A 5,540-nucleotide genomic window follows, 5' to 3' on the forward strand; every position below is an offset into this window, starting at 1 on the left:
TGTAACAAAGACCATTCCTAGATTGCCAGTGAAGCAGAGGTTGTGCAACAACATATGGAACTTGCATTAACGGGTAACGAAAATGGCTGGTGGATCGTCAGCCATGAAAGCAAAATTTGGTTACCAAACGGTGAATTGCCGTTTGGTTCTGCCGCACTATTTTCTTTGCAGGGCCGGCCGGCTCGTCAAATCGGCGAATGGGAGGGAGCACCGGTCTGGCTGGTGCGCCAACCGATGTCCAAAGAGATGGGATCGGTGCGGCAACTGCTTAACCTCGATCGCGGTCTGTTCCAACTGGCCGGGCGCGGCGTACAGCTGGCCGACTTTTATCGCTCGCACCGGTTCTGTGGCTACTGCGGCCATGAGATGCACCTTAGCCGTACCGAAAGCGCCTGCCTGTGTGATCACTGCCGTGAACGTTATTATCCGCAGATTGCCCCTTGCGTAATTGTCGCTATTCGCCGCAATGATGAGATCCTGCTGGCACAGCATGTGCGCCACCGTGGGGGCATCCATACCGTGCTGGCGGGGTTTGTGGAGGTGGGGGAAACCCTGGAGCAGGCCGTGGCGCGCGAGGTGATGGAAGAGAGCAATATCGCCATTACCAACCTGCGCTACGTGACCTCGCAACCCTGGCCGTTCCCCCATTCGCTGATGATGGCGTTTATGGCTGAATATCAGGGCGGTGAACTGCGCCACGATCCGAAGGAGTTGCTCAATGCGGGTTGGTATCGCTATGACCAACTACCGATGCTGCCACCGCCTGGTACCGTGGCGCGCCGCCTGATTGAGGACACCGTGGCGCTGTGTCGGGCAGAATAATGTACAATGGCGGCAGATAATCAAGGGAGCCCAAGAAATGAATGAGTTGAAGAACGATCGCTACCTGCGTGCGCTGATGCGCCAGCCGGTGGATCTCACCCCTGTATGGATGATGCGCCAGGCCGGTCGTTATTTGCCAGAGTACAAAGCCACCCGTGCTCAGGCCGGGGATTTCATGTCGCTGTGCAAAAATGCCGAACTGGCCTGTGAGGTGACATTACAGCCCCTGCGCCGTTATGCGTTGGACGCCGCCATCCTGTTCTCCGACATTCTCACCATTCCCGATGCCATGGGGCTTGGGCTCTATTTCGAAACTGGGGAAGGCCCGCGTTTTTCTTCGCCAATCACCTGCCATGCCGATGTAGAGAAGCTGCCTGCCTTCGATCCGGAAGATGAACTGGGCTATGTCATGAACGCGGTGCGTACCATCCGCCGTGAATTGAAGGGTGAAGTGCCACTGATTGGTTTCTCCGGTAGCCCGTGGACGTTGGCGACCTATATGGTCGAAGGCGGTAGCAGCAAAGCCTTCACTAAGCTGAAGAAAATGATGTACGCCGAGCCGCAGACGCTGCATTTGCTGCTGGATAAGCTGGCGGACAGTGTGATCCTGTATCTCAATGCCCAGATCAAGGCCGGGGCGCAGTCCGTAATGGTGTTCGACACCTGGGGCGGCGTGCTGACTGGCCGTGATTATCGCGAATTCTCACTGCACTATATGCATAAAATCGTTGATGGCCTGCTGCGTGAAAATGACGGACGCCGAGTGCCAGTGACGCTGTTCACCAAAGGCGGTGGCCAGTGGCTGGAAGCGATGGCAGCCACCGGTTGCGATGCGTTGGGTCTGGATTGGACCACCGATATTGCCGATGCGCGCCGCCGTGTGGGCGATAAAGTCGCGCTGCAGGGGAATATGGACCCTTCCATGCTGTATGCCGCACCGGAACGCATCGCCCAGGAAGTAGAAACCATTCTGGCCGGTTTTGGCCAGGGCGAAGGTCATGTCTTCAACCTTGGCCACGGCATTCATCAAGATGTGCCACCGGAACATGCCGGGGCCTTCGTTGAAGCGGTGCATGCGTTGTCGGCCAAATACCACCGCTAAACCGCAAGGAGACGCTGTGATCGATACTCAGGCTCTGCGCGCCGAACAGCTACGGCGCGCCGGGGAAGTCATTCGTCACGATGACTTTCTGCAAGACCCACCGGCATTTATCGCCGGTGCGGACGTCGGTTTTGAGCAAGAAGGCGCGGTAACACGCGCCGCCATTGCTATCCTGCGCTATCCTTCACTGGAATTGGTGGAGTATCAAATCGCCCGTATCAGCACCACCATGCCCTATATCCCTGGATTTCTCTCGTTTCGCGAGTACCCTGCGCTGATCGCCGCCTGGGAACAACTGCACCAGAAACCAGACCTGATCTTTGTCGATGGCCATGGTATTTCCCATCCAAGACGCCTGGGGGTTGCCAGCCACTTTGGCCTGCTGGTCAACGTACCGACCATTGGCGTGGCCAAGAAGCGTTTATGTGGTAAATTTTCCCGGCTGGACGCTACCGTTGGCTCGCTGGCCGCGCTGGAGGATAAGGGCGAACAGCTGGGATGGGTATGGCGCAGCAAAGAGCGCTGTAATCCGTTGTTTATCGCTACGGGCCATCGTGTTGGCACCGACAGCGCATTGGCATGGGTACAACGCTGTATGGCAGGCTACCGCTTGCCGGAACCCACGCGTTGGGCCGATGCCATTGCATCACGCCGTCCGGCCTTTATACGCTGGTTACAGCAGCATCCAGAGGTGTCGCTATGAGCGATTTCGGGTACACTGCGCGGCAGATAACGAGTAAGAGAGTAGACCATGCTACGTAACCCGATTCATTTACGCTTGGAAAAGCTGGAAAGCTGGCAGCATTTGACCTTTATGGCCTGCCTGTGCGAGCGTATGTACCCGAATTACCAGATGTTCTGTCTGCAGACGGAGTTTGGCGACCCGGCCGTTTATCGCCGTATCCTGGACTTGGTCTGGGAAACGCTGGTGGTGAAAGACGCCAAGGTCAACTTTGACAGCCAACTGGAAAAGTTGGAAGAGGCGATCCCGTCGGCAGAAGATTACGATCTTTACGGCGTTTACCCCGCGATCGATGCCTGTATTGCATTAGGGGAATTGATCCATTCGCGCCTCAGCGGAGAGACGTTGGAGCACGCCATTGCCATCAGCGAAACCTCAATTCGCACCGTGGCGATGTTGGAAATGACCCAGGCTGGCAAAGAAATGACCGACGAAGAGCTGAAAATTCTGCCTGCCGTTGAGGAAGAATGGGACATTCAATGGGAGATTTTCCGCCTGTTGGCCGCCTGCGAAGAGCGTGATCTGGATCTGATCAAAGGGTTACGATCTGACCTGCGCGAGGCCGCGATTAGTAACATTGGGATAAATTTAACGCAATAAGGCAAGAAAACGTGATTTAACGTCTGATTTGTCGTGCCTTAAGGCTTCACATCCGCACCCTGTCTGGTCTACATTTGGGGGGCGAAAAAAAAGTGGCTATCGGTGCGTGTATGCAGGAGAGTGCTGTCCATCGGCATATCCGTCGCACTCGATGCTTTGCAAACGATAAACACACTGTAAGGATAACTTATGAACAAGACTCAACTGATTGATGTAATCGCAGAGAAGGCTGACCTTTCCAAGGCTCAAGCTAAGCTGGCTCTGGAATCTACCCTGGCTGCCATTACTGAGTCCCTGAAAGAAGGTGATGCAGTACAATTGGTTGGTTTCGGTACTTTCAAGGTAAACCATCGTAGCGAGCGCACTGGCCGCAACCCGCAGACTGGTAAAGAGATCAAAATCGCAGCAGCTAACGTGCCTGCGTTCGTTTCTGGTAAAGCACTGAAAGACGCGGTTAAGTCTTAATCGCGTGTTGCAGAAAGGTTTAAACAGGGGGGCGTTGGCGCCCCTTTTGTTTATTCGACGAGCATTCATGGCGGTTACGGTTGTCGCTGCCTTGAGTGCTTGTAGTTTCCGTTCCGCCCCGCCGACCTTTACCGCCAGCGGCTTTGTTGCCGATCAGGGGGTAATGCGCGTGTGGCGTCTGGATGATGGCCAGCAGCAGCCTGTAGCGCTGTTGAGTGTCTACAGCCCTTATCGTGGGCCGGGCACCGTCACTACGTTGTATGAGTATCAACACGGCGAGTTGTACCAAATCAAACGCACCGATGCGGATGGCGACCGCGACTCTATTCAACTGCGTTTCACCGCCAACGGCACGGTCAGCTTTATGCAGCGCCAACTGGCCACCCAGCGCCAGAAGCTCTCCAACGATGAAATCGTGCTCTACCAATATCAGGCGCGGCGGATGCTGGAAGTGAGCGATGCGCTTAATGCTGGCCGCGTACGGTTGTTGCAAGGGCACTGGCAGCAAGGTGCGGTGAAGTTGTGCAACGGCGAAGTGGTAAAACCAGGTTTGGATCAACAGGCCGAACAGTGGATCATGCGGCGTGCGGCCAATAGCAGTCAGCCAGTGAGTGTAGCCTGGTTGGATGGGCCGGAAGGTCGTGAGTTGTTATTGGTGGCAAACAATGATTTCTGCAGTTGGGAACCCACCAAAGACACCCTTTAGCGCATAAAAAAGGCCCTGCGAACAGAGCCTACCTGTTATCTCAAATAGCTGTTACTGCTCGCGTGCGATAGCGCGGTAGCCTATATCCTTGCGGCAGAAACTGTCTTGCCACTGAATACCTTCCGCTAGCTGATAGGCTAACTGCTGAGCCTGAGCCACCGTTGTGCCCAAAGCCGTAACGCATAGCACACGCCCGCCGTTGGTCACGACTTCGTTCCCTTGCATACGCGTTCCGGCATGGAACACTTTGCCATTGGCATCTTCTTGCTGAGGCAAACCGTGGATCACATCCCCTTGGCGATAATCCGCAGGATAGCCACCCGCCGCTAACACCACGCCGAGAGCAGGGCGTTCATCCCACTCGGAGGTCTTCTCATCCAGCTTGCCTTCGGCCCCAGCCAGGCAGAGTTCAACCAGATCGGAGCGCAGGCGCAGCATGATCGGCTGAGTTTCCGGATCGCCAAAGCGGCAGTTGAATTCGATTACCTTGGGTTGACCATCGTCAGCAATCATCAGGCCAGCGTACAGGAAACCGACATAGGTGTTGCCTTCCGCCGCCATGCCGCGCACGGTTGGCCAGATCACCTGGTCCATCACACGCTGGTGGATTTCATCCGTCACCACTGGCGCTGGCGAGTAGGCGCCCATGCCGCCAGTATTCGGGCCGGTATCGCCGTCACCGACACGTTTATGATCTTGGCTGGTGGCCATTGGTACCACGTTCTCGCCATCGACCATGACGATAAAGCTAGCTTCTTCGCCCGTCAGGAACTCCTCGATTACGATGCGATGCCCGGCGTTGCCAAACGCATTACCCGCCAGCATATCCTGAATGGCGTCTTCGGCTTCCTGCAACGTCATCGCGACGATCACGCCCTTGCCTGCCGCTAGGCCGTCGGCCTTGATGACGATCGGCGCGCCTTGGCTGCGTACGTAGGCCAAAGCGGGTTCAACTTCGGTAAAGTTCTGGTATGCGGCGCTTGGGATAGCGTGGCGAGCCAGGAAATCCTTGGTAAAGGCTTTGGAGCCTTCAAGCTGTGCTGCGGCCTGCGACGGGCCAAAGATTTTCAACCCGGCAGCCTGGAAGGCATCCACCACGCCGA

Annotated in this window: 7 protein-coding genes; 6 read left to right on the forward strand and 1 reads right to left on the reverse strand. The window is 56.0% G+C overall.

Annotated features, from left to right (window positions below):
* The first annotated feature begins 54 nt into the window (after positions 1-54).
* The 6 genes from nudC to ACLQ7H_RS01270 all read left to right on the forward strand — a co-directional run bounded on the left by nudC (position 55) and on the right by ACLQ7H_RS01270 (position 4,437).
* On the forward strand, positions 55-822 hold the full coding sequence (nudC, locus tag ACLQ7H_RS01245; protein ID WP_411751097.1) for an NAD(+) diphosphatase: 768 nt from the start codon (positions 55-57) through the stop codon (positions 820-822).
* A gap of 37 nt (positions 823-859) precedes the next feature.
* Positions 860-1,924, forward strand: coding sequence for a uroporphyrinogen decarboxylase (gene hemE / locus ACLQ7H_RS01250; protein ID WP_411751098.1), 1,065 nt, complete (start codon positions 860-862; stop codon positions 1,922-1,924).
* Positions 1,925-1,940: 16 nt separating this feature from the next.
* A complete protein-coding gene (gene nfi / locus ACLQ7H_RS01255) occupies positions 1,941-2,627 on the forward strand; it encodes a deoxyribonuclease V (RefSeq protein ID WP_411751099.1) in 687 nt (228 codons plus the stop codon).
* Positions 2,628-2,675: 48 nt separating this feature from the next.
* On the forward strand, positions 2,676-3,266 hold the full coding sequence (locus ACLQ7H_RS01260) for a YjaG family protein (RefSeq protein WP_248947620.1): 591 nt from the start codon (positions 2,676-2,678) through the stop codon (positions 3,264-3,266).
* A gap of 189 nt (positions 3,267-3,455) precedes the next feature.
* Complete coding sequence (hupA, locus tag ACLQ7H_RS01265) at positions 3,456-3,731, forward strand: nucleoid-associated protein HU-alpha (protein WP_021182173.1); 276 nt, start codon at positions 3,456-3,458, stop codon at positions 3,729-3,731.
* 67 nt (positions 3,732-3,798) lie between these two features.
* Positions 3,799-4,437: a DUF1481 domain-containing protein gene (locus ACLQ7H_RS01270; RefSeq protein WP_411751100.1), complete on the forward strand. Its 639-nt coding sequence runs from the start codon at positions 3,799-3,801 to the stop codon at positions 4,435-4,437.
* Between the two features lie 51 nt (positions 4,438-4,488).
* Here the strand turns inward: ACLQ7H_RS01270 and purD are convergent.
* A partial coding sequence (purD, locus tag ACLQ7H_RS01275; RefSeq protein WP_411751101.1) for a phosphoribosylamine--glycine ligase occupies positions 4,489-5,540 on the reverse strand: 1,052 nt, incomplete at its 5' end.

The organism is Serratia sp. (in: enterobacteria) (genome assembly GCF_046715635.1).
In the GTDB taxonomy this organism is placed as follows: Bacteria; Pseudomonadota; Gammaproteobacteria; order Enterobacterales; family Enterobacteriaceae; genus Chania.